Source organism: Methylobacter sp. S3L5C, from assembly GCF_022788635.1.
Taxonomy (GTDB): Bacteria; Pseudomonadota; Gammaproteobacteria; order Methylococcales; family Methylomonadaceae; genus Methylobacter_C.
The window spans coordinates 2,011,139-2,034,385 of record NZ_CP076024.1; the positions used below are offsets into that span (position 1 = coordinate 2,011,139).

Below are 23,247 nucleotides of genomic sequence, written 5' to 3' on the forward strand. Positions count from 1 at the left end.
TGGTGTCTTTATTATTGGTATCTGTAAACTTAATTATAGTAGTTGACCTGAAACAGTCTTACCTTGAGTTAAATTATTTTCACGTGCTGGGTTAGGGCATTCGATTGTTGATAAAGTATCGTTTCTACTGTTTTGAAGGGAATAGGCTTCGGTAACACTAGTAAATCATTCGGCATAATACCCATTTTCATAATTTCTTTTACTTCCATACCTGTCACCACAACAATTTTTGTATCTTTCATATCAGGCATTTTCATAATTTCACTGATCATATATAAACCATCAATATGTGGCATATTTAAATCCGTAAAAATAAGATGCGGTTGATATTTACCAACCATCATTAACCCTTGGCAAGCACTTGTAGCCAGATAGAGTTGATGAGGCACGCTAAATTGGTTGAATTGTAATTCACATAACCGCAAAATAGCGTAGTCATCTTCTACAATCAAAACCCGGAGCAGAGTATCGTCATCGTTTGTTGATGCTTCGATCCGCTCAGTGTTGCCGGTTAATAAAGACCGAGTTGCCGATAAGTGTTTTATCACATCTTCCCGACTCAAACGCCGGTGACCACCCATAGTCAAACTTGCCTTTATTTTGCCGCTATCTACCCAGTTTTGTACGGTTCGCTGACTGACTTCCAGTAAAACTGCGGCTTCTTTCGTGCTTAACCAAGATTGTTCCTTCACATTTCAAATCCTAAAAATTACATGCATGCTAATTATAATAGTATTTATTATTAACAAAGCAATAAATTATTAATTTTTAACAAGCAGAATATATTACAAGAAAAAGACAACTTCTTAGTCTATTGTAGTATAGACCATATTAAAATTGCAAATTCCGTATTTTTTATATCGACTTAATACCTGCTTTTATACCATAAATAAATGACTACTTGGCGATTAAAAAATTAACATTAATGTGCCATAGACTTTTCTGTCGTAAACCAGCCAGGTCAGTATTAATGAACTCTGTAGCGTCGATGCAGATATTGAAAATTCCTGGAGAGAACAAATTTATTTGCTTTAACCGGTAGTGTTTTTTTTGCTGCCGAGCAGGTAAAATTTTTTTTCAAAAGTCAGTTTTTGGTAAGTAAAAATTAATCGAATATTTTGCCTTATTAAGATGCTGAATACTATTTCCGATCACTGATCCTGGATTTTACACGCGAGACCGAACTTATTCTGTGCGGTAACGAACAGATTGGAAATTAGTTCATGATGCATATTACGATAGTTGATGTGGCTATACTAAATCGGACGCACATAATAACAATATTTCTTCGAAGCCTTTGGCGTATTGGCCCTGTTATCGTCGACGATTACATTTTCATATGCTGGAGACTTCCAGACTATTTTTTAATCAAAGCAAAAACTTGTCAGTTAAATAAATAAATAAATAAATTAAAATAGATAGCTGTGCCGATTACGTTGTTAATTAATCCTGAGAAAGGGTAAATCAGGTTCGTATGATCACAGTAAGTTGTTACTCTTGTGCTACGAACCCTTTTTAAGTTTGAGGTGTGAGATGAGTCTTATCCGGATTAATAATTGCTGATTACAATGACTGTTATTTTTTAATATTATTATAGCTTTCCTCGCTTTCGCGCTGCTCTTTTTCCCCTTCTTCGATCATTCGGTTACCTTCATCGACTTTATTTCTACCTTCGCGAACTAAAATATTACCGCGATCAACTAATTGTTTACCTTTTTTCCATCTGTCGCCCATGTTGGCTATGCCTTGACTTTCGCTCAGCATTTGCTCACCAGAAAGAATGGTTGTCGGTACAGGCACCGGTACAGGATCAGATGCGCAACCACCGAGTAATAAAGTCAGCCAAGAGATAGTTAATAAGTTCGATCGGAGTGTGAAATGATTTTGCATGCTTGGTTACTCTTAAAGGCTGTGGATGTATTACGAATGGTTAATTTTAAAGCGTTATATTGGTTGCAATCAATTTCTTATTGCCATTGTAATGACAGGTCAGTCTGATTGGGCAGGACAGTCTTCTGGTTTGCCGGATTTATAATCAGCCAGGTAGTGAGCAGGCTTTTTTACCTGGAACATTTTTGATAAACCTGTGTTATCAGTTGTAAATGGTGGGCAGAAAACGTTGCCCACCTTACACTGCTTATCCCTTTAATACTTTTAACACGGCTTGCATGGTGGTATTGGCATCGCCAAACAACATACGGGTATTTTCCAGTACAAACAAAGGATTACCCACGCCCGCATAACCTGAGGCCATGCTGCGTTTAAGTACGATAGTGGTTTCACTTTTCCAGCATTCCAATACCGGCATACCGGCAATCGGGCTGTTGGGGTCATTAAGCGCCGATGGATTTACAATATCATTCGCGCCAATAACAATGGACACGTCAACATTGGTAAAGTCATCATTGATTTCGTCCATTTCAAAAACAATATCGTAAGGCACTTTGGCTTCTGCCAACAATACATTCATGTGGCCGGGCATACGTCCTGCAACTGGATGGATGCCAAAGCGGACTTTTTTACCTTTATCCCGTAACAGCTTGGTGATTTCATAAACGGTATGTTGAGCTTGTGCAACCGCCATGCCGTAGCCTGGAATAATCATGATGTTTTTTGCAGCTTGCAGTAATTGCGCCGTTTCTTCGGCATCAATAGGCTGTACTTCGCCTTCAATGGCAGCGGCTTCTCCACCCGAACCTGTGCCAAAGCCTCCGGCAATAACGCTGAGAAAATTTCTATTCATAGCGCGGCACATGATGTAGCTCAAAATGGCGCCGCTACTGCCAACCAAGGCACCGGTAACAATCAATAAATCATTACTTAGCATAAAGCCGGTTGCCGCCGCTGCCCATCCCGAATAGCTGTTGAGCATTGAAATAACCACCGGCATATCTGCACCGCCTATTGCCATGACCATGTGGATGCCGAAAACCAAGGCAATACCGGTCATAATGGCCAAGGGGATGATGGCATCGCCGCCGCTTTCTGTTTGCTGTAAAAACACGGCTCCTAAAGCGATAGTGGCAATCAATAAAATCAGGTTGAACCAGTGACGACCAGGCAATAATAGAGGTTTACCACTAATTTTTTCGCTAAGTTTGCCAAAAGCAATCACGGAGCCTGAAAAAGTAACCGCACCAATAAGTATGCCAATATAAATTTCTATTTCGTGGATGGTCTTTTCAATGCCGGTGATGGTAATGGTGTTGTCCATAAAATTGGCATAACCGACCAGCACTGCTGCCATACCGACCAAGCTGTGCATGATGGCAACCAGTTCCGGCATTTGCGTCATTTCAACTTTTAACGCGGCTCTGGCACCAATGGCACCGCCGATTAATAATGCCACGATCAGGATGTTATAAACGGTGACCGAGCCGCTAAAGGTGGTGGCGAGAATGGCAATTGCCATACCTAGCATGCCGTAATAATTACCTTTACGTGCAGATTCCTGATTACTTAATCCGCTCAGGCTAAGAATAAACAGAATGGCGGCAACGATGTAAGACATCGTAACTAAACTGTGGGACATGGTTATCTCCTGTTATTTTCTGAACATTTCTAACATACGGCGAGTAACTAAAAAGCCACCGACTATATTGATAGATGCGAAAAGTGTAGCCACGCCCGCAAGGATGGTGACGGTGAGGTTGTTGGTGGAAATTTGCACTATTGCGCCAATAACAATGATGCTGCTAATGGCATTGGTGACGCTCATTAACGGCGTATGCAATGAGTGCGAAACATTCCAGATCACTTGATAACCTACAAAACAGGCCAACACAAAGACGGTAAAATGCGTCATGAAGGATTCAGGAGCGACAGTACCCAAACCAAATAAAGCCAGACCGGCAATAACTATCGGTAACAGTTGTTTAACAACGGGAGGGAGGATTGATTTTTTTTGCTGCTCCAGTACCGATGGATAAGTCGGTGCTTCGGTTTGTGGGGCGGGTGCAGCAGAGAGTTTTGGTGCGGGTGGTGGCCAAGTGATATTACCTTCTTTTATGACCGTAGTACCCCGTATTACCTCATCGTCCATATTAACGTTAATGACGCCGTTTTTTTCTGGGGTAAGTTCAGTTAATAAATGGCGCAGATTCGTTGAGTAAAGTTGGCTGGATTGATTGGCCAAGCGACTGGGTAAATTGGTATAGCCGATAATGCTCACATCGTGCTTGACTACAACCAGATCTTTTTCCGTCAGTTCGCAGTTACCGCCTTGTTCAGCAGCCAAATCAACAATCACACTGCCGGGTTTCATCGATTCAACCATCGCGGCGGTAATTAGTTTTGGTGCAGGTCTGCCGGGAATGAGCGCAGTGGTGACAATAATGTCCACTTCCTTTGCCTGCTCGGCAAATAAGGCCATCTCGGCTTCAATAAATTCTTTGGACATGGTTTTGGCATAACCACCGGTACCGCCGCCTTCTTCCTTGAAATCCAGCATCAAAAACTCGGCATCCATACTTTCAATTTGTTCTTTTACTTCCGGTCGGGTATCAAATGATCTGACTATTGCGCCCATACCTTTTGCTGTACCAATGGCGGCAAGTCCGGCAACGCCAGCACCAATAACCAGTACCTTGGCCGGTGGTATTTTACCTGCTGCAGTAATTTGACCGGTGAAAAAACGTCCGAAATGTTGCGCCGCTTCAACAATGGCCCGGTAACCTGCAATATTGGCCATGGAGCTTAGCGCATCCAGCTTTTGGGCTCTGGACATACGCGGTACGCTATCCATAGCCAGTACGGTGACCTGTTTAGCCGCTAGTTTATGCATTAACGCTTCGTTTTGTGCGGGCCAGATAAAGCTGATTAAAGTAGCACCTGAGGATAATAGATCCGTTTCTTCCATCGCCAGTTTAAGGTTGTGCTCGGGAGCACGCACTTTCATGATGATATCGGATTGCTTCCAAAGTGCTTTGGTATCGGCGACGATTTCAACACCGACCTCTTGGTAAGCTTCGTCTGAAATATTGGCGCCGAGACCGGCGCCGCTTTCAACGCTAACCGAAAACCCCAGTTTCATAATTTGTGCAGCAGCCTCTGGCGTAGTGGCCACACGCATTTCACCTTGGTGAATTTCTTTAGGTATACCAATCTTCATACAGTCTCCTGTGGGTTTGATTTAGGGCATAATAACAAGCAAGAAGGTTTTGGCGAGAGCAAAAACCCCAGTCGTTGAGCATAGGTTATTCGGCTTTGAGTTACAATAAAAAAAAGCAGTTCTTGTAATCAGGGGTTTTTTGAATGACTTTTGCTTTAAGAGGTCGTTAAAACTGTGCTGTTATTCATCGTCAAGATTATAAAAAATAATGAAAATGTTTTATGTCAAGCTTGTTACTTGCCGGGTAATACCATTTAAGGGTAATTGATGTTTCTCTCAAAGGATTTTATAGAAACTGCCGAAGGGCTCATTTTTGCTGTTGTAGCGCCGGGAACCGAACGAGGCAAAGTGCTGTGTTTTTTACGCTATGTTAAAGATGAAAACTTTGGCTGGAAAAAAGTCGCGACGGAGTCGGCCAATGTTTTTTTAAAAAAGCATTATCCTCAGTACCTGTATTATTCTCCGGTTTTGGATGTTCATTTACATGCAGTAGTCATAGGTCGAATAGTTAAGCATCATCAGCCCAGGCAGCGCTTACAGCAGATTATGCGGTTAAGCCAATTGGATGTTATTGAGCGAGACCTGTTTCAGCTGTGTGAATTATTAAAGCAGCACGGCCTGGATTTAACACAAGTGGGTATTACCGGCTCAATATTGGTTGGCGTGCAGAAGTACAGTTCTGATATTGATCTGGTTTGTTACGGCAGAACGGTTTTTCATCAGTGCAGGGCAATTACCCGTAAACTGATAGCGCAACAACAGTTGCAAGAATTGAATGATGCAGACTGGCGGCAGTCTTATGAGCGTCGTTCCTGTGAATTAAGTTTTACAGAGTACGTCTGGCATGAGGGGAGAAAAGCCAATAAAGCGGTTATTAACGGACGAAAATTTGATTTAAATTTCATTGATGATTCGGTTCATTCAGAAGGCGCTGCTTATCAAAAATGTGCAGCCGTTACTTTGCAGTGTATCGTTATTGATGATACTCATGCCTTTGATTATCCGGCTGAATTTAAAATAGATCATGAAGACTTTGATGCTATTGTCAGTTTTACTGCAACTTACACAGGGCAGGCTGTTAATGGTGAAACTGTGGAAGTGTCAGGGATAGTGGAAAAATCACAGGAAGGCGTTAAGCGTATCGTGGTGGGTTCCAGTCGTGAGGCGCATGGTGAATATATCAAGGTGATTCGTGCCTGAATTAAAAGCTTTTTCCGCCGTTATTTTTGATATGGATGGTTTGGTTTTAGACACGGAACCGACCTACTTTATTGCCTGGCAACAGGCAGCAAAAGCTATGGGTTACAAGCTTTCCGATGAGTTTTGTCTGTCCCTGTCAGGGTTGCATTATAGCGAGATAGAGCAAAAACTGATGGCTGGTTGTGGCGCTGATTTTAATTTACCGGTATTCAATCAGTTATCTGGTGTTTTTTGGCGTGAACAGGTCAATGTTTACGGTATAAGTATTAAATACGGCTTTAGCGAGTTGCTGGAATTTATTGTGCAGCAACAAATACCTTATTGCTTGGCAACCAATAGTCGAGCTATTAATGCTTATGAGTGTCTTGAATTTGCCGGGATAAAAGATGTTTTTTCAACGATTATCACTCGTGATGATGTTGAGCAGGGTAAGCCCGCGCCGGATATTTTTTTAAAGGCCGCCCGATTGTTGCAGGTGCCGATTAATGAGTGTCTGGTACTGGAAGATTCCTATGTCGGTATTGAGGCAGCATCCAGGGCGGGTGCATTTTCAGTGTTGGTACCATCAACAGAGCCTGTCGAGCCAATGGCTGTTGAGTTATGTGATTTGATCATGGTTGATTTGATGCAGGTGCTCATTACCTTTAAAAGCGAAAAATCGGAAAACTGAATCCCTGTTGATAATCCAATTTTTAGCGTCCACGCCGTGCAAAATCTATTCGCTAAGTTCACCCCTTAGTCAGTTAATCCTGTATAATTCACGCATTTTTCCGCAACACACGACACCATCTGTGATAGTTCAATATTCTAAAGTCTCAGTTATTGCCCCGGCCAGATTGCATATGGGGTTTATTGATTTAAGCGGATCCTTGGGTCGCCATTTTGGCAGCATCGGTGTCGCATTGAACGAACATGCAACCCGATTATCGGTAACGAGTGCCCGGCAACGTATCGTTACCGGGCCTTCTGCAAAACGTGCCGATAAATGTTTAACATTAATGTGTCAGGCATTAAATGTCCCCGATAATTTGGCTATAACCATTGAATCAGCTATACCTGAACATGTCGGCTTGGGTTCCGGTACACAAATGTCATTGGCAATAGGTTCAGGCCTTAATGCCTTTTACGACCTGGGATTAACGGTGCGTGATATTGCTGCCTTGATGGATAGAGGTTTGCGTTCGGGTATCGGTATTGGTGTTTTTGAGCAGGGCGGGTTGGTGGTTGATGGTGGTCGTGGTGAAAAAACCATTACGCCACCGGTTTTAGTACATCTGGATATACCCGATTCCTGGCGTTTTATCTTGGTTCTTGATCAGCGAGGACAGGGACTGCATGGACAGCAAGAAATAGAGGCATTTAAATTATTGCCGCCGTTCCCAAAGCAGGAAGCCGAACGCTTATGTTATTTGTTGCTCATGCAGGGCTTGCCTGCAGTGGCTGAAAATGACCTCACTAAATTCGGTGAAGTGATAACCCAGTTACAGCGCTCGGTCGGTGAGCATTTTTCCGCAGCTCAGGGTGGCGTTTTTACCAGTCCTGAAGTTGCTGAAGCAATGCGCTGGCTGTCCGAACAAGGCGCTGTAGCAATTGGCCAAACTTCATGGGGACCAACCGGATTTTGTGTGCTTGATGGTGTTGTCCTGGCTGAAACCATTACTCGGGAGGCCAGACAGAAATTTGCTCATTTTGATAATCTGAGCTTTGTTACTGCAAGTGCTCGCAATAGTGGTGGGGATATTTTTGTCATTAATAGCTAGATGGTTTTTGTCTGTTTTTATGCGCTGAAAAGGAACACAAATGCCCTATCAAGCGGGTTATTTTTATTTTTTGGTATCACCTTAATGCTAACTTGGTTTATGTAAAAGGGTCGTTTTATGTATCACACCACGAAGAAAGCAAAAAAAATGAACGATCATGACGTTATACAAGATCATCTTGCCAATGTAAGAAACTTGCTGGCTCGGCATAAGTTGGTGGAAGATCTGGTTCGTCGGCAGGACATGTTGCACCATGATCGGGTTGAAACATTGGTGCATAAACAGAACAGGGTAGAATTGCAACGGCTGCTCGACCAAATTGAGTCTCAGCCTGTCGCTTACATACTGGAAGATCTGCCATCTGATGACCGGCAAATCGTTTGGCAATTGATCAGGGATGAGCGTAAAGAGGAAATTCGTCAGGAGTTATCCGACTTTGTTCGCGCACAACTGGTAATTGAGGCCAAGCCGCGCAGTCGAAGCATGATGATCAGGGTATTTGACCTTCATGAGGGACTTTTGCGCCAGGTACCCATTGAGTCCAGAGAAGATTTGGCTAAAGTTAATCCTGTTTGGATTGATTTAGTCAGGCCTGAGGATGAGCAACTCGCTTGGGCAAAAGATATTTTTGGTGTGGAGCTGCCTAATCCAAAAGAGTTGACGGATCTGGAGACCAGTGCCCGTTTTTATGTGGAAGATAATGGCGAAGTGCATTTGCACTCCGATTTTCTGCTCGACCGTAAAGACGAGACTCGCAACGTGGCGGTGGCGTTTATACTGAGCAAAAACACGCTGTTTTCGGTTCGGGACAAGGAGTTGCCGGTATTTCGTTTGCAGCGTTTGCGGGCAAGAGCCGAATCCGGCTATGTCACCGAAGCCCTCGATGTGTTGTTGGATCTTTATGCCGCTGAAGTTGAATATTCAGCCAATGCTTTGGAGGATGTTTATACCGAGCTGGAGGGCGTGGGCAGGCAAGTGTTCAGGTCGCATATGACGGATGATGAGGCGGCAAAAATTCTCGCAGCCATTGCCGAGGAAGAGGATCTTAACGGACGCATTCGTCGTAATGTTCTTGATACCCGGCGTGCCTTGTCTTTCTTGATGCGAGGCAAATTTCTTTCTGACGCACAACATGCTGATGTCCGCGAAATTTTGCGCGATATCGAATCTTTGGACGGGCATACCTCATTTCTTTTTAACAAAATTAATTTTCAGATGGATGCTACGGTCGGTTTTATCAATGTTAATCAAAATAAGGACATTAAGCGTTTAACGATAATTAGTGTGGTTTTTATGCCGCTCAATGTCTTGGCCGGTATTGGTGGTATGTCTGAATTTACGATGATGACTGAGGGCATTCCATGGCAGATTTCTTACAGTAGCTTCGCCGTTGGTTTAATAACCATAGGCTGGATTACTTTTGCCGGCTTGCGGTTTTTCGAAAATCGTAAGATCAAGAAAAATCCTGCGGCAAGTCGAAGAGAGTCTTGAGGCGTAGAAAATTTATCCAGGTATGCTGCACTGCCACTCAGTAAAATACCATGAAGATTCCTGAGTACATCCTTATTGTTGCCAGTTCAGGACGGATGTTGGCGCAGGCGGCAAAGAAAGCAGGCTTAAAGCCTTTGGTTATTGATCTGTTTGCAGATCTTGATACCCAATACTACGCAGAAGCTTTTGTACAAGTGTCCTCGTTAGCCAAAAAACAGTTAACATCGGCTGTAGATTATTTTATTAAGCAATATGCCGTTGCGCATATCATTTATGGTAGTGGTTTTGAATATTATCCTGAAAGCCTGCATTATTTAGCGGGTCGGTTGCTGGTGTTGGGAAATTCGCCTGATACTTTTGCAAAGCTGCACGATAAGCCCGGATTTTTTTCCAGTCTCAAGCGTTTAAACATTCCACATCCTGAAGTTTGTTTTACCGCGCCGGCTTATGCTGATAACTGGCTGGTTAAGCCGATGCAAGGACAGGGTGGTTTGGGGATAAAGTACTATCATCCTCAAGACTTTATCGAGCCTGCCGACTATTGGCAAAAATATCAGACTGGTAAGCAATATTCTGTCTTGTTTTTGGCGGATGGCACAGAGTTGCAAGTTATTGGTTTTAACAGGCAGTGGGTTATTTCTTTATCTGAAAGCCGGGAGTTTATTTTTTCAGGAATTATAAATAGTTGTGGGCTGTTGGATAAACAAAAACAGCAGATAACGGACTGGCTAAAAAAATTGATACCCGAGTTTGGCTTAAAAGGTTTGAACTCACTGGACTTTATACAAGCGGGTGGGGTCAGTTTGGTCTTGGAAATTAACCCGCGTCCTTCGGCCAGTATGCAATTGTATGATGCCGATTTATTAACCCGGCATATCAAGGCGAGTCAAGGTGAGTTAACGACTTACTGTGGCCATACCGGTTATACTGGTTATCAGATTGTCTATGCAGTGCAGGATGTAACCATACCTGATGGTTTTGAATGGCCGGAAGGTTGCATGGATTTGTCTAAATCTGGAACGGTGTGTCATACAGGGCAGCCTGTTTGCAGTATTATTACCCACCAAGATCAGGCACATTCGGTTATGAATGAGCTACTGATTAAACAACTTAACTTAAATAAAAGGTTTTCAACCCATTATGGAATACAAAGCTAGCGTTAATAAATTGACCCAACCCCTGGTAAAATATCTGATTGATAATGCCGACAAGTTACGTGTCAGTGTAGAAACCCTGGAAAATGGCTGCACTATTGTTGATGCAGGTATTAAAGTGCCAGGTGGTTTGGAAGCCGGACGTATTATTGCTGAAATTTGTTTGGGGGGCATGGGTACCGTCACGATTAATCATAGTACCTATACGGATAACTGGCCGTTGTCAGTGACTGTTCATACCGGTAATCCGGTATTGGGCTGTCTGGGTAGTCAATATGCCGGCTGGAGTCTGGCACATGAGAAATATTATGCACTTGGTTCAGGTCCTGCGCGTGCCATGGCAACCAAGCTAAGAGACGGCAAGCAAGAGCCTGTTGAAGAGTTATATAAAGAATTGGACTACTTTGATGAAGCCGATACCACGGTATTGGTGATTGAGAATGATGCGGTCCCTCCGCTTGCCATTATTGAAAAAGTGGCGGAAGCCTGTAAAATTACCCCGTCAAAACTGACCATAATTGTTACACCTACCAGCAGTTTGGCGGGTGGCGTACAAGTTGTGGCACGCGTATTGGAAGTGGCGATTCATAAAGCCCATGCCTTGCATTTTCCGTTGGAAAATATTATCGACGGTAGTGGTAGTGCGCCAATTTGTCCTCCGCATCCCAACTTTGTAAAAGCCATGGGACGCACCAATGATGCTATTTTATTTGCAGGCCAAGTGCATTTGTTTGTTAAAGGCAGCGATGAAGCGGCAGAAAAATTAGCCAGAGAAATGCCCAGTTCAACGTCTAAAGATTATGGCAAACCGTTTGCAGAAATTTTTAAACAATATGACTACGACTTTTTTAAAATCGATGCCATGTTGTTTAGCCCGGCCAGTGTAATTGTGACGGCCGTTGATTCAGGTAAAACTTTCCGTTTCGGAAAGCTGGATAATGCTTTGTTAGATCAGTCATTTGGGGTTTAAAGCACAAGATAATGCTTTATTACACGCTCAAGCTTTTTGTTTCAGCACTGATCATTGTGCTGGTTTCGGAAATTGCCAAACGCCACAGTGGTTTTGCTGCGCTGGTTGCTTCATTGCCGTTGACTTCGTTGCTGGCAATGATTTGGATGCACGTTGACGGTATGGAATCACTACAAATTGCTGGACTTTCCAATCAAGTTTTTTGGCTGGTACTACCATCGTTATTGTTTTTCCTGCTTTTTCCGGTATTGATTAAACAAGGCTTGGGATTTTGGCCAAGCCTTGGCGTTTCGGTTACAGCGACTATTGCCGGTTATTTTGTCTTGTTGCCGTTGCTGCGACGACTTGGAGTACAGTTATAAATATGGGACGTATTGTCATTTTTACGGATGATCCGGGTTGGCACGGTAAACAGTTAAGCCTTGCTTTTGCCAATCTGGGTTATAGCAGTGATTTTGTTTCTTTAACACAGTGTTGTTTCTCGATTGAACCCGGCCAACCTCCGGTTGTTATTCCGGGCTTTGAACAGGCTATGCCGGATGCCGTTTTTGTGCGCGGTGTTCCCGGTGGCTCATTGGAAGAAGTAGTTTTATATTTGGATATTCTGCATGCTTTAAAAGTGATGGGTATTCCTGTATACAACGATGGTTATGCCGTAGAGCGTAGTGTTGATAAAGGTATGACCAGTTTTTTACTGCACAATGCCGGATTGCCTACGCCGTTAACCTGGGTTTTACGCAATAGGGATGACGCGTTAAGTATTGCCGAAAGTGAATTGAAAAAAGGAAATTTGCTGATTACCAAGCCCTTGTTTGGTTCACAAGGTGAAGGTATTCGCCGTCTTGAAAAAACAACCGATCTAATCTGGTTGACAGGTAGTCACGGCGTTTATTATTTGCAACGTTTTGTGCATTGTTTCGGAGAGGGGTTTTCCGATAATCGCGTATTTGTGGTTAATGGTCGTGCAGTTGCCTCCATGCGCAGGCGCGGTAAATCCTGGTTAAATAATGTGGCGCGTGGTGCCAGTTGTGAACGGATTGAACTGGATGCCGAAATGGCCGAGTTAGCGGTTAAAGCAACCGCAGCATTAGCCATGGATTACGCCGGTGTCGATATTATTCAGGATAAAGACGGGCATTACACCATCATTGAAGTCAACAGTATCCCTGCCTGGAAAGGCTTGGAGAGTGTTTGTGATATCACGGTTGCACAAATTTTGGCCGATGATTTAATCAACCGTTACGTTAATGCTTTATGATGTCATCGCAACAACTTAGTGAGCTTTATCAGCAAGCGTGTGAAGTCGAGTTACAGGCATTTAAGCCGGGTAATATCAGTGTTTATGCGGATGGACATGATATGACCGTTGCTGATTTTAGAGTCAGCGCCAAGGTAAGTGCGGGCCCGCTTTGTAATCCTGATTATTCATTAGGTGAAAAAATATTTTATGCCGTTAAGGCAACCCGTGAGGCAGTCGCTTGTAATACTAATTTAGGTATTATTTTACTGTGCGCACCATTAATTCAGGCGATCAGTGAGTTAAAATCGGATTTGACACTAAGGCAAGCATTGAGTCGGGTTTTGACGACGACAACCCGCGAAGATGCTGAATGGGTTTTTAAGGCAATCACCTTGGCATCGCCAGGTGGCTTAGGCAGTTCCGATACTCAGGATGTAGCAGAAAAGCCAACGGTTAACTTGGGCGAAGCCATGCGACTGGCCAGTACAAAAGATCGTATAGCCCTTCAATACGTTACCGGTTATCAAGATATTTTTGATTTTGCAGTCCTGATATATTACAATGCCAAGAGAAAATGGGGGCATCAGAAGTGGGCGGCGGTATCGGTTTACGCCGGTTTGTTAGGCCAATTTCCTGATAGCCACATTGAAAGAAAATACGGTAATCAATACTCTGAAATGCTGGCTGTTAAGATGTCTCAACTAAGAGATGCGTTATCTGACGCTGAAAATCCAGAGCAACTACTGCCATTACTTTACAGGTTGGACCATGATCTTAAATCCAGTGGTTTAAATCCTGGAACAATGGCAGATATGACCGTAGCAACAGTCTTAACAGTTTTATTAGAAGATGTTATTAAGTTAAGTCTTCGTAATAAGAATCTCCCAATATAATTCTTGGGAGCGGGTAAAAACCCGATATTAGCTCGAATTTTTCATTTTTTCTTAATAAGGTGTATTAAACATGGCAATAATTAATAAAGTATTAATTGGTGAGTCTTTAGTTGGCGAAGGCAACGAGATTGCACATATCGATTTGATGGTAGGACCACGTGGTTCAGCTGCCGAGTCTGCATTTGCAAACGCATTAACAAACAACAAAGATGGTTTTTCTACTTTGTTGGCTGTTGTTGCTCCTAACTTGATGGTTAAGCCAGCAACTATTTTATTCAATAAAGTAACAATCAAAGGTTCCAAGCAAGCTGTTCAAATGTTTGGTCCTGCTCAACGTGCTGTTGCTATGGCTGTTGCTGATTGTGTTGAAGACGGCACTATCCCTGCAGACGAAGCTGATGATTTATTCATCTCTGTTGGTGTATTCATTCACTGGCAAGCAGAAGACGATGCGTTGATTGAAAAATTCAACTATCAAGCAACTAAAGAAGCTCTGAAACGTGCTATTGCCGGTTCACCAACTGCTGCTGAAGTTGTTGCTGCAAAATCAACTGCTAAACATCCGTTCGCAGTTAACAACGAAGGTTAATTCCTTTACTTGATGCGTTAACGCATCTTGTATTAGTTGTTAAAAATACCTCGGCTTGCCGGGGTATTTTTTTGCCTACAGATTTTGAATATCTTCGCGTCTTATAGCACCAGAATGAAGTGCGCTGGCAATAAGCGCCTGTTGCACGCCCACTTGTTTTAATACCTGTAAATCATCGGCATTTCTGACTCCACCTGCAGCAATAAAATGTTTATGCGGATATCGCCTGCAAAACCCGTTTAACTTCACCAAATCAGGACCTTGATTACTGCCCACCCGATTTAAGGTCATGATAATAATCGTATCCGGCCATAAGTCAGGATCAGAAAAAAGACTTTTTGCCCCGAGTGTCTCAGATATCGAATAATCCAGGGAAAGAATAAAGCGTTTATTGAAGTCTTTGAGTTCTAGTGCAGTTTCATCGCTATAACTTTCACTACCTAATACCGGTAAATGATTGCATGGATACTTTTTAGGGAGTTGATAGCCACTATCTATCCAGAATTGTATGTCCGGAAAAAAAGCCAATACTTCCGTGATTAAACGTTCGTGATCGCCCTGATGAGTAATTGCATTTAAATCAGCAATATAAATGGTCTCAAAGTCATAGGCTCCAAGAAATGCGTCGATAACCTTATAAATGTCCGAAGACTGGCACAGACTGGTGCTGATGGGTTGGTATTGTTCGCGCATCCCTTGCCGGGCATGCACCACAACACCGTCTTTTAAATCAATAACTGGAATTATTTTCATGGGTAAAGCCGCTGCCGTTGTTCCGATGATAAAATGGTACCATGAAAATTTTAGTATTTGAGTATATCACCGGTGGCGGCTTTAATAAGCAGGAGTTACCTGATTCTTTGGCAAGCGAAGGGCGTTTGATGCTAAACGCATTGCTTGATAATTTACGTTCTTACGTTGCTGATGATAATAACGGCAACGCTATAGACGTTGTGGTTATGCTGGACAGTCGCATTAACGGCTTAATAAATACCGAAGGATTTAATACGGTTATCATCAAGCCGGAACACAATAGCCATGATGAATTTGTTCGACTAGCACTACTTTACGATGCGGTCTGGCCTGTTGCTCCTGAGTGTGACAATATTCTGCAAAATCTTTGTAAAACGGTTGAAGTATTGGGCAAAAAGTTATTAACATCGCCTGCGAGTGCTGTTGCGGTAACCGGTAATAAATTTAACACCTATCAGCATCTCAAACAGCAGCATATTGCCATTGTGCCAACGCGGTTGTTTGCTGCCGAAACGTGGGCGAGTCAGGGTGTTGGCCAACAGCTGGAAGAAGAGCTTGCCGGTTTAAGCAGTACAGGTAAAGTTGAACAATGGCTGGTAAAGCCAATTGATGGTGTCGGCTGTACCGATAATTATATTCTGACTAACCCGCATGATTTTGAGAAAATGTATTTACGAAAAGGTGAGTATATTATTCAGCCGCATATTCAAGGTGAAAAAATCAGTTTATCCTGTCTGTTTAAAGCAGGTGCGGGCTGGTTATTGTGTGTCAACTTACAGCAGTTTAATATCATCAATCAGCAATATCAGTTGTCAAAAATCATTGTAAATTATAAAGCCGATTTAAGTCGTTATCAGGATTTGGTTGATAATATCGCCCACGCGTTACCTGAATTATGGGGTTATGTCGGTATTGATTTAATTGAAACGCCAGAACAACTATGGGTACTGGAAATAAATCCGCGACTGACTACTTCGTTTGTGGGCATTAATGCGGCATTGGGAATTAATGTGGCTGAAAATATCCTGCAATTGCTGAAAGGTGACCCAACTATCTTACCCGTTTGCAATCAACCCATAACCATTCAAGTGAATAAAAATGACTCAAACTAATATCATGGGCTGGGATATCGGCGGGGCGCATGTTAAAGCGGCCGTTATTAATCCGGCAGGTAAGGTTATTGCTGTTTATCAACAGCCCTGTCCGTTATGGAAAGGGCTGGACCAATTGCGCAGTGCGGTAACGCGGATATTGGATGAAGCATCCGGCAGGCCTTATCAGCAGGCTATTACCATGACGGGAGAGTTGGTTGATTTATTTGAAGACCGGGACGATGGCGTTAAACAAATCATTGAGACCATGACGATGCTATTGCCGAAAACGCATTGTTTGGTCTTTGCCGGTCAACAAGGATTTTTGGAATCCGGGCATATTCAAGTTACTGATTATCAAGCTATTGCTTCTGCAAACTGGCTGGCTAGCGCCTCTTTTGCCGCGCAAAAAGTGGGTAATGGACTATTTGTCGATATCGGCAGCACGACTACTGATATTCTTCTGCTCAATGATGGTAAAGTCTTGGCGCAAGGCTACACCGATTACCAGCGCCTAATATCCCAAGAGCTTATTTATACTGGTATTGTCAGAACGGCAGTAATGGCGGTAGCCCAGACTGCACGGGATCAAGATCAGGAAATTGGCATCATGGCGGAGTATTTTGCGACGATGGCCGATGTCTACCGAGTTACCGGAGAGCTTAACGAATTACATGACCAAACCGAAACGGCGGATGGTGCAGAAAAAACCATCACTGCCAGTGCCAGGCGACTATCACGCATGATTGGCAGTGATTTTTTTCTTGAAGAGTTGCCTCGCTGGCAACAATTTGCTAAAAATATTCGCGTCCAACAATTACAAAAAATACAGCGAGGTTGTGAACATCGTATTAAAAACGTCGATTTTTCTAAAACCAACCCGTTGATAGGCGCTGGAGTCGGACGGTTTTTGGTTAAACAAATCGCGCAGTCATTAGATTATCCTTATCTTGATTTTTCTGACTTATTCCTGGAAACAATAAATCAAACAGGGTTAAGTACTGCTGATTGTGCACCAGCGGTTGCTGTGGCCTGTTTAGCCAAGGAATTTTTCTAAAGCGTGTTTATTTTGTATCTTTCGTGGATGGAGCGCCGTTTTTGGGTTAATGTAAATATCACATAAGGGGTTTATTATGCTTGCTGAAAGACTCACTGGAGCTTTTCCGTGTTATTGAACAGCACCGATCCCCAAGAGGTAGAATTGTTTATGTTTGTACGTCCCAATATATTTCCTGATGAATAAACTCATAGTCCCTGTCAAGCCGGTAAAGGTCAGCCTTGAGGTTAGTACAGAAGTTAAGCAGGCAAAAGTTAAGGTCGGGATAAATCCTGAACCCAAGCTGCCAAATACCAAATCTGAGGCTACTCCTAAACGTAAGTCGGTGAAGGTTAAAACTGAGGCTGTCCCTGAAGGTAAGCTGACGGATTCTAAATCCGAACTTGGCTTGGAGCCTGAGCCGACAAATATCAAATTAGAGGTTGGTCCTAAACGTAAGTCGGGGAAGGTCAAAACTGAGGCTGGCTCTAAATGTAAGCTGACGGATGCCAAGTCCGAGTTTGGCTCAGAACCTGAGCCGACAAATATCAAATCCGAAGCAAGTCCTAAACGTAAATCAGTGAAGGTCAAAGCTGAGGGCAGTCCTGAACGTAAACCTCGAGCTCCCGCGAAAAAACGGCAGGGATCAAAAAAAGCAATAAGCAAACTGCCCGTTGTTAATTTCAGGCAGAGGCTGATTTGGATCAGTCTTGAGTTGCTAGGTTTGGCTATTATGGCTGTTTCAGCCATTGTAGTTATGTTGGGTTATTCGGCTAACTGGTTTTCAGGTACCCGTTTTTTTACCAGTTTGTTGCCTTTTGCCATCGGTATTTTGCTATTGATTGTGGTCGTGACCGGCTTGTTAATAGGCTGGTGGAAATTACGAAAATGGCTACATGGCAGGGCATTATTATTGCCTCCTATTTTGGCGGTTAGCCTTGCACTGATTATTGGCTGGTTTTTTATGCAGGATCAATTTTCCGAGGCTCGCGGCCATTTTCGCACACTGGTTGGTGGCAAGCAGGAAGCTGGCAGGGTGACATTGGCTCATCAGGTCTATGCAGCCTATCGTCGTTATGATTCAGCGCAATTGCTGCTTTTGATGCAACGCGCACAAACTTATCATCCGGATATTAAAGACGCTGCCAGGGAATTTGATATTGACCCTGATCTTTTGCAAGGTATCGCAGCGGCAGAGTCTTCTTTTTTGCCGCGTAATAGTGCTGATGGAGGGCGTGGCTTATTTCAAATTACCAAGGTACCAAAAACTGTCGTGGAGCAGGCGGGTAAACATTTGGCAGAGCATCAGCTGTCATTGCTTAATCCCCGGCATAATACCTTCCTTGCCGCCGCTACATTAAAATACTATCTAGCCCAAATGAATGATGATTTGTTTCTGGGTTTACTGGCCTATAATATTGGCCCTGCTAACGGTGGTCTAAAATTTATCATGCAACAGTATGGTGCGACTGATTTTTTTACCATACAGCCTTATTTGCAGCAACTGCCGAGAGATTACCCTATTCGTGTTTTATCCTATTCTCTGGCATTTAGACTCTGGCAAAAAGAAGGCAAGTTGCCGGCTTATGAAGAAGGCAAAAATGCCCGGCATATCCAGAATATTGGTATACCTGGATTACTGATGGATTTTTAGGATTTTTCTTAGGGTTATCTTTTACCAAGAGTAAGCAGACTGTTCAAAGCAGTAAAGAATGGGGAGAGATTACTACATGCCGTAGGATGTGCTGAGGTACGAAGCGTATCAATTACCCGATGTGGATGGGCTTTCTTACGTCAGCCCATCTATACAGTATCCCGGAAACGCTTATTCTACCGACAAGGCTTTTGATTTTCTTCGTGCGCTTCGTGTCTTCGTGGTCAACTGTCTTCAGATAATCTGATTATTTTCCTACCACTGCGACTCACCCGTTTCAGGATCGTACATTTCATGAACAATTTTATGGCGGTTGGCGATTAACTCTTCAATGCTGGGCGAATTGCTCATGGCACGCGAAATAGCCAGTTTCATGGCTTCGTAGTTGGTGCGATATAAATCTTTACGATCCAGTTCAGGGTTCGTTGCGCATTCTGGCGCTATCCATAGCATCGCAATAATACACAAATCATTGGCTTTATCGGCAGGAATAACACCGGCGATAACGCTGTCAATAACAGCATCGGCAACAGCCGATTGCACAGGGCCACCAAATAAATTGATATAGGCAGAAGATTTCATGGTCACTTTGGGAACTATTATCGTCGAAGGCCGCACTTGTTGGTTGCATGCGCGGATGGCAAACATGCGGGTATGACCTTCAGTTTGACCCATCAAATTGGCAAAGGCATTTCCTGCGGGGCCTTTGACGCTGCCAATCAGTATTTCAGGCATGGCATCGGTGCCTTGGCCTTCGCTGGAAAATACGGTTGCTTCACCGGTTCTAAACCAAATTGCATCAGACATTAAAAAACCTCAATAAAGTAGTAATAAACCAAGCATTCTATGATGGATGTTCAGGGTCGGCAAGCACGATTATGATAAAATGCCTGCCATTCAATTAAGCTAAATAGCGATACATTTAACCTGCCATGACTGATTGCTTTATAGCGAATAAAAAAAAATTTTTACCGGTATTTTCTACCACATTATTTTATTTATTGTATTACCTGGTTAGTACTTTTAAATTTGATGTACAGATAGATATATCAGCTATTTTTTACGATTTTTTGTTGCAACTGGGCGTCAGTTATATTCTTTTTTCTTTATCAAAGCATACCTGGATTTTTTTGATTATTCAGGCGCTAATGATGGGGGTTTTGTATGTTGGTAATGCCGTAAAAATATCTTTTTTTGGCGGCCCTATTATGCCTGATGATGTTTACGCGCTTCGTTCCTTGCTCCTGATTCTTGAAGGTTGGCGGTTCATGGTTGTAGCCATACCGATGGCTGCCATCGTCAGTTTATTGTTGTTCAATTTTACCATGCATCACCGGAGTGCCTATCTTGCTAGTCTGACGGCAATTCTATTGGGGATTATCCTGGTTTATGAACCTATATTGATACTTGATCCGCTAGATAAACATATGTGGTACTCGGTATGGGATCAACGTTCCAATTATTTAATGCGGGGCGCTACGTTTTATACATTGCAAGAAAGTGCGCGCTATTTTGCTTCAGTTGATAAATCTCCCGATCCTGATGAAGCTCAGATAGCCGCTGAAAACCTGCTAATGGCTGTGCCTGCCAAACCGTCTGTTGCGGACATCAAGCCCTTTACGCCGCGCAACATACACATTGTACTATTGGAATCATTTTGGGATCCTAATGAGTTAAAAAAAGCTGATTATAAACAAAATCCATTGTCCCCGGAGTTTCGCAAGCTCTGGAAAAGTGCGGGCTATTCACATGCCCTGGATCCTGTATTTGGTGGCTATACCGCAAATTCAGAATTTGAAGTATTATGCGGCTTTCCAGTGACCAAGGATGCTGTCAAATTTGAACGTCAGTTGGTTAACGATGTTCCCTGTTTACCCAATATTCTTGCCGATAAAGGCTATCGAACCGTTGTTTCTCATCCTAATGTCCCGGTATTCTGGAATCGGGTTAATTCCTATCGAAATCTGGGCTTCCAAACTTACTGGTCGATACAGGATTTTGTCCTGGATGATATGAATCGCGAATTTTTATCCGATACTTCGCTCTATCGCCAAGTGTTGGAAAAAATATCCGGGTCATTGGAAGCAAAACAACCTGTTCTGGATTATATCGTAACTTATTTTGGACACTGGAATTATCCACTCAGTAAAAGCCGTCCCGATAAGGTCAGTTCAACTTCCGAGGTTGAAGAAGTATCCACTTATGCCAATACAATTTATTACAAGTCACGGGAGCTGATGGCATTTTTAGATCAACTCAGGCAACGTGACCCCGACGGTATTATCGTAGCTTTTGGTGATCATCTGCCGTTCTTGGGGGAAAATTTTGCAGGGTATGTAGATTCTGGTGTTCTTAACGACAATCGCAGTGAATTTACACCCGAGATGTTCAAGTTTTATGTTAGTACGCCGATGATTATAATCGACGGAAAAAACGGCCCGGTTAAATTCGGAAGTTTACCACTTTATCAAGTGCCGAAGCTTTTACTCAATTTGCTTAATTATAATGAGCCGACCATTATGGATTATGTCACACCGTTGCCTCATATGCGGGTACGGTCATTACCGGGCTTACATATTGATTTACTTAAAGATGGGAAAATTGCTCTCTGTAAAGAGCCTCCTTATTCGCCTTCGTGCCTTGAATCATCTCGCTGGCTACAGGATGTATCAGTAGTCAGTAACGATTTATTCATCGGTCGTCAATATACACGCCCCAAACGTGTACCTGCGCAACAAGTAGTGATTGTGCCTGCACCAGCAGTCCAGCCGCCTGTTAATGTGCCGGATTAATAACGGTCAGGCTATTTTTGACTGACTTATTTTCCTGGATCAACAGAATTTACTATTTTTTAATAGTCAGGGAACTTAACGGGTCTTTTTTATAACCAACCGTCCGTTATTGAAAAATTCAGCAAGTATTGGTTCGTCTAAAGTTGCTCGTTCTTTAGTCTGATTAAATCTGTCAGCATAAAGAACCGGTGTACTGCTTGAAATGCCTCATTTATTTCCTGCCTCCCGCTTTAACTCTCCGCTATTTTTTAGTTTTTTGTACTGATCCAAATAACAGGATTTCTCTTTATTTTATTTTATTTTTTACGATTTGCCTGCACGTTTTTTATCAATTGCTCGATTGGCGAAGCAGTTGTCTCTGGAAGGCTGCCGGTATATCCAAAATTCTGCCCGTTTTAATGAGTTAAATTATCTTTTATGTCACAACAAGTTACCCGTTTTGAAATGTTAGCATCACTAAGTTCCGATAATAAACAATCTACCCGCGAAGATTTAATTCAGGCTGTTTCAAAATATGCACAAGCTGATTACCGGAAGGCTTTCTGGCAAATCCTCAATACTTTTGTTCCTTACCTCGCGCTATGGGCATTGATGGTTTTTTTTGTACTACAGGGTTTTTCTTATTGGATAACCTTATTATTAGCCATACCGGCATCCGGTTTTTTGGTGCGTATATTTATCCTTTTTCATGATTGCTGCCATGGCGCATTTTTTCCTTCGCGCAAGGCTAATCGACTATTGGGTTATATTGCCGGTATTATGGCCTTTACGCCCTTTGAAGACTGGCAACGCACTCATGTCATTCATCATTCTGCATCAGGGGATCTGGATCGTCGCGGAGTTGGCGATATCTGGACGCTGACGGTAGATGAATATCTTGGCGCATCCTCGCTCAAGCGCTTTTCTTACCGATTTTTTCGTAACCCATTGTTGTTATTTGGCATTATACCCACGGTTCTATTTTTGATTCTGCAACGATTTCCAAGTCATGGAGCCAAAAAACGTGAGCGCGATAGTGTTATTTTTACCAATATTGCACTTGCGGTCATCATTACCGTAATGAGCTTGACGTTGGGTTTTCAAAACTACCTGTTGATTCAGTTGCCAATCATCATAATGGCGGCAAGTGCCGGGATGTGGTTGTTTTATGTCCAGCATCAATATGAAGATGTTTGCTGGATGCGTCATGAAAGTTGGGATTTGACCCGTGCAGGATTGGAAGGGAGTTCTTATTATAAGTTACCAAAAGTGCTGCAATGGATCGTCGGTAATATCGGCTTGCATCACATTCATCACGTCAAGGCTAATATCCCCAACTATAATTTGCAACGTTGTTATAATGAAATAGAGGCCTTACAGATAGCAACTCCATTGACCTTACGTAAAAGCCTTAAATCGTTATGGCTAAATTTATGGGATGAGCAGAAGCAAAAACTGGTAAGTTTCCGCTCGATTAAAATGTTGCCACGCATAAAAAACTAATCAGCGGTAAATTGACGCTATTATTGATTGGG

21 protein-coding genes are annotated in these 23,247 nt (G+C 42.9%); 15 read left to right on the forward strand and 6 right to left on the reverse strand.

Annotated elements, in window-relative coordinates:
- Positions 1 to 68 precede the first annotated feature (68 nt).
- From KKZ03_RS09080 to KKZ03_RS09095, 4 genes are all read right to left on the reverse strand, one after another.
- Entirely contained in the window at positions 69 to 692 is a 624-nt protein-coding gene (locus KKZ03_RS09080) for a response regulator (RefSeq protein ID WP_243221168.1), read from the reverse strand.
- A gap of 883 nt (positions 693 to 1,575) precedes the next feature.
- Complete coding sequence (locus KKZ03_RS09085; protein WP_243221169.1) at positions 1,576 to 1,890, reverse strand: hypothetical protein; 315 nt, start codon at positions 1,888 to 1,890, stop codon at positions 1,576 to 1,578.
- A 247-nt stretch (positions 1,891 to 2,137) separates the two neighbouring features.
- The gene (gene pntB, locus KKZ03_RS09090; protein WP_243221170.1) at positions 2,138 to 3,532 is read right to left on the reverse strand and encodes a Re/Si-specific NAD(P)(+) transhydrogenase subunit beta; all 1,395 of its coding nucleotides are present in this window, start codon (positions 3,530 to 3,532) and stop codon (positions 2,138 to 2,140) included.
- Between the two features lie 12 nt (positions 3,533 to 3,544).
- On the reverse strand, positions 3,545 to 5,110 hold the full coding sequence (locus tag KKZ03_RS09095) for a Re/Si-specific NAD(P)(+) transhydrogenase subunit alpha (protein WP_243221171.1): 1,566 nt from the start codon (positions 5,108 to 5,110) through the stop codon (positions 3,545 to 3,547).
- 267 nt (positions 5,111 to 5,377) lie between these two features.
- Between KKZ03_RS09095 and KKZ03_RS09100 the strand changes: the two genes are divergently transcribed.
- The 10 genes from KKZ03_RS09100 to fae (KKZ03_RS09145) all read left to right on the forward strand — a co-directional run bounded on the left by KKZ03_RS09100 (position 5,378) and on the right by fae (KKZ03_RS09145) (position 14,407).
- A complete protein-coding gene (locus tag KKZ03_RS09100; protein WP_243221172.1) occupies positions 5,378 to 6,310 on the forward strand; it encodes a hypothetical protein in 933 nt (310 codons plus the stop codon).
- On the forward strand, positions 6,303 to 6,980 hold the full coding sequence (locus KKZ03_RS09105; protein WP_243221173.1) for an HAD family phosphatase: 678 nt from the start codon (positions 6,303 to 6,305) through the stop codon (positions 6,978 to 6,980). The genes KKZ03_RS09100 and KKZ03_RS09105 overlap by 8 nt, the downstream gene beginning before the upstream one ends.
- A gap of 121 nt (positions 6,981 to 7,101) precedes the next feature.
- A complete protein-coding gene (locus tag KKZ03_RS09110) occupies positions 7,102 to 8,070 on the forward strand; it encodes a beta-ribofuranosylaminobenzene 5'-phosphate synthase family protein (protein ID WP_256452003.1) in 969 nt (322 codons plus the stop codon).
- A 147-nt stretch (positions 8,071 to 8,217) separates the two neighbouring features.
- Positions 8,218 to 9,561, forward strand: coding sequence for a CorA family divalent cation transporter (locus KKZ03_RS09115; protein WP_243221174.1), 1,344 nt, complete (start codon positions 8,218 to 8,220; stop codon positions 9,559 to 9,561).
- Positions 9,562 to 9,611: 50 nt separating this feature from the next.
- Complete coding sequence (locus KKZ03_RS09120; RefSeq protein ID WP_243221175.1) at positions 9,612 to 10,718, forward strand: ATP-grasp domain-containing protein; 1,107 nt, start codon at positions 9,612 to 9,614, stop codon at positions 10,716 to 10,718.
- Positions 10,702 to 11,685 carry a methenyltetrahydromethanopterin cyclohydrolase gene (gene mch / locus KKZ03_RS09125; RefSeq protein WP_243221176.1) on the forward strand — a complete coding sequence of 328 codons (984 nt, stop codon included), beginning with the start codon at positions 10,702 to 10,704 and terminating at the stop codon, positions 11,683 to 11,685. Before KKZ03_RS09120 ends, mch begins: the two co-directional genes overlap by 17 nt.
- A gap of 11 nt (positions 11,686 to 11,696) precedes the next feature.
- Positions 11,697 to 12,047 carry a DUF3147 family protein gene (locus KKZ03_RS09130; protein ID WP_243221177.1) on the forward strand — a complete coding sequence of 117 codons (351 nt, stop codon included), beginning with the start codon at positions 11,697 to 11,699 and terminating at the stop codon, positions 12,045 to 12,047.
- A gap of 2 nt (positions 12,048 to 12,049) precedes the next feature.
- Positions 12,050 to 12,943, forward strand: coding sequence for a RimK family alpha-L-glutamate ligase (locus KKZ03_RS09135; RefSeq protein WP_243221178.1), 894 nt, complete (start codon positions 12,050 to 12,052; stop codon positions 12,941 to 12,943).
- Positions 12,940 to 13,818, forward strand: a complete 879-nt coding sequence (locus tag KKZ03_RS09140) for a triphosphoribosyl-dephospho-CoA synthase (protein ID WP_243221179.1) — start codon at positions 12,940 to 12,942, stop codon at positions 13,816 to 13,818. Before KKZ03_RS09135 ends, KKZ03_RS09140 begins: the two co-directional genes overlap by 4 nt.
- 70 nt (positions 13,819 to 13,888) lie before the next feature.
- Positions 13,889 to 14,407 carry a formaldehyde-activating enzyme gene (gene fae / locus KKZ03_RS09145; RefSeq protein WP_243221180.1) on the forward strand — a complete coding sequence of 173 codons (519 nt, stop codon included), beginning with the start codon at positions 13,889 to 13,891 and terminating at the stop codon, positions 14,405 to 14,407.
- 75 nt (positions 14,408 to 14,482) lie between these two features.
- Here the strand turns inward: fae (KKZ03_RS09145) and KKZ03_RS09150 are convergent, their stop codons facing one another.
- Complete coding sequence (locus KKZ03_RS09150) at positions 14,483 to 15,160, reverse strand: HisA/HisF-related TIM barrel protein (protein WP_243221181.1); 678 nt, start codon at positions 15,158 to 15,160, stop codon at positions 14,483 to 14,485.
- Positions 15,161 to 15,201: 41 nt separating this feature from the next.
- On the opposite strand from KKZ03_RS09150, the gene KKZ03_RS09155 reads away from it, so the two are divergent.
- The 3 genes from KKZ03_RS09155 (at position 15,202) to KKZ03_RS09165 (ending at position 18,941) form a co-directional block, all read left to right on the forward strand.
- Entirely contained in the window at positions 15,202 to 16,272 is a 1,071-nt protein-coding gene (locus tag KKZ03_RS09155; protein WP_243221182.1) for an ATP-grasp domain-containing protein, read from the forward strand.
- On the forward strand, positions 16,259 to 17,308 hold the full coding sequence (locus KKZ03_RS09160; RefSeq protein WP_243221183.1) for a hydantoinase/oxoprolinase family protein: 1,050 nt from the start codon (positions 16,259 to 16,261) through the stop codon (positions 17,306 to 17,308). Before KKZ03_RS09155 ends, KKZ03_RS09160 begins: the two co-directional genes overlap by 14 nt.
- Positions 17,309 to 17,486: 178 nt before the next feature.
- Positions 17,487 to 18,941 (forward strand): transglycosylase SLT domain-containing protein, encoded by a 1,455-nt coding sequence (locus KKZ03_RS09165; protein ID WP_243221184.1) that lies wholly within the window; start codon positions 17,487 to 17,489, stop codon positions 18,939 to 18,941.
- A 255-nt stretch (positions 18,942 to 19,196) separates the two neighbouring features.
- Here KKZ03_RS09165 and fae (KKZ03_RS09170) read toward each other — a convergent pair whose 3' ends face one another.
- Complete coding sequence (gene fae / locus KKZ03_RS09170; protein WP_243221185.1) at positions 19,197 to 19,748, reverse strand: formaldehyde-activating enzyme; 552 nt, start codon at positions 19,746 to 19,748, stop codon at positions 19,197 to 19,199.
- A gap of 125 nt (positions 19,749 to 19,873) precedes the next feature.
- On the opposite strand from fae (KKZ03_RS09170), the gene KKZ03_RS09175 reads away from it, so the two are divergent.
- Positions 19,874 to 21,733, forward strand: a complete 1,860-nt coding sequence (locus KKZ03_RS09175; RefSeq protein WP_243221186.1) for an LTA synthase family protein — start codon at positions 19,874 to 19,876, stop codon at positions 21,731 to 21,733.
- 417 nt (positions 21,734 to 22,150) lie between these two features.
- Positions 22,151 to 23,215, forward strand: a complete 1,065-nt coding sequence (locus tag KKZ03_RS09180) for a fatty acid desaturase (protein ID WP_243221187.1) — start codon at positions 22,151 to 22,153, stop codon at positions 23,213 to 23,215.
- Positions 23,216 to 23,247: the final 32 nt, after the last annotated feature.